Consider the following 1,390-nt stretch of genomic DNA (forward strand, 5'->3'; position numbering starts at 1 on the left):
CTCTCTCTAACTCTCTCTAAATCGCTTTAAGTTGATCTGATTTTCTCTAAATTTCTCTAATCGAGGAAACTCGTCTCGTTCCTCAAAAGTGCTAATCCAACGGGGTATCGGGGCGCAGCCCTGATCAGGGTTTTGGGGAGACCGACTGCGTGCAGGCTGTGGCCACAAAACCTTTCCTGTCCAAAAGATCACTCAGATTTACGACTCGTAGAGGCGGCTTCTCGGGATTCAAAGGGCTCCCCTTTGGCACCGGATGTATACATCCATAGCGTGCCTGTATTTTTGCCGTTGATTGAGGCCGCTTCGCGGCCTGCGGGGATGTCAGGTATTAGTAGGGACTTTGCGGGGAGTTTGCAGGGGATTTGTCAGGCCGATGGGTATCTGCCTGGGACTTGCGGGGCGCTTGTCAGGCCTTTGCAGGCAAGTTGTCAGGCCTGATTGCTCTCTTCATCCGCTTCGGCGTCCAAGGCCGTCAACAGGGCTTCGACGGGATCATCTGGCAAGGTTTCAGCCGTGGTTTCACTGGCCGAATGTTGCCGTTGCAACCGTGCCGGATGGGTCGCGGTGTGAATTTCCTTAAGTGCCCGAATACTGACCTGGGTGTAAATCTGCGTGGTGTTCAGGCTGACATGACCGAGCATGGCCTGGATGAAACGGATGTCTGCGCCGTTCTCCAGCATCAGCGTGGCCATGGTGTGGCGGAACAAGTGGCAACTGCCGCCCTTGCCGATGTTGGCTTTGTCGATGTGCTCGCGCACCAATTGGCTCAGGCGATTGGGGCTGAACACTTCACCCTGCTGGGTCAGGAACAAGGTGCCATCGTCCTGGGCCATTGCGAACTGGGGCCGGACATCGTCGCGGTATTTGGTGATCCAGGCCAATGCCCGTTCGCCGATGGGAATCATCCGGTCTTTTTTGCCCTTGCCCTGGCGAATCATCACCGTGCCGCGCTCGTAGTCGATGGCGCTCCAGCTCAGACCAATCAATTCCATGCGGCGCATGCCGGTGCTGTAGAGGGTTTCCAGCATGGCCCGGTCGCGGATGCCAGTCGGGGTTTGGCTGTCCGGCACATTGAGGATACGTTCGGCTTCGTCGCTGCTGAGGATGTGTTTCGGCAAGCGCTGTTCCATCCTTGGTAGATCAAGGTCGGACGCCGGGTTGTACAGGATTCGATTGGTTTTGGTCAGCCACTTAAACCAGACCCGGATCGGCGTAATGCGCACCGTCTGACTACGAGCCGACAAAGCTTCACCATCGGCTTTTCGGTATAAAAACAGATGCCGCTGGTAGCGCTCTAAAATCGGCCGGGTGATTTCCTGCGGACGGGTCAAACCTCGTTCATCACACCAACGGATAAACGCAATCAGCAAGTGTTCGCGGTTGCCCACGG

Annotated in this window: 1 protein-coding gene; it reads right to left on the reverse strand. The window is 56.2% G+C overall.

All coding sequences use genetic code 11. From position 1 onward, the window contains the following. Positions 1-428 precede the first annotated feature (428 nt). Positions 429-1,390 (reverse strand): site-specific tyrosine recombinase XerC (xerC, locus tag M5G11_RS26335; RefSeq protein ID WP_273914083.1); only part of this gene is annotated, 962 nt, incomplete at its 5' end.

It is taken from the genome of Pseudomonas fontis (assembly GCF_028656955.1).
GTDB lineage: Bacteria > Pseudomonadota > Gammaproteobacteria > Pseudomonadales > Pseudomonadaceae > Aquipseudomonas > Aquipseudomonas fontis.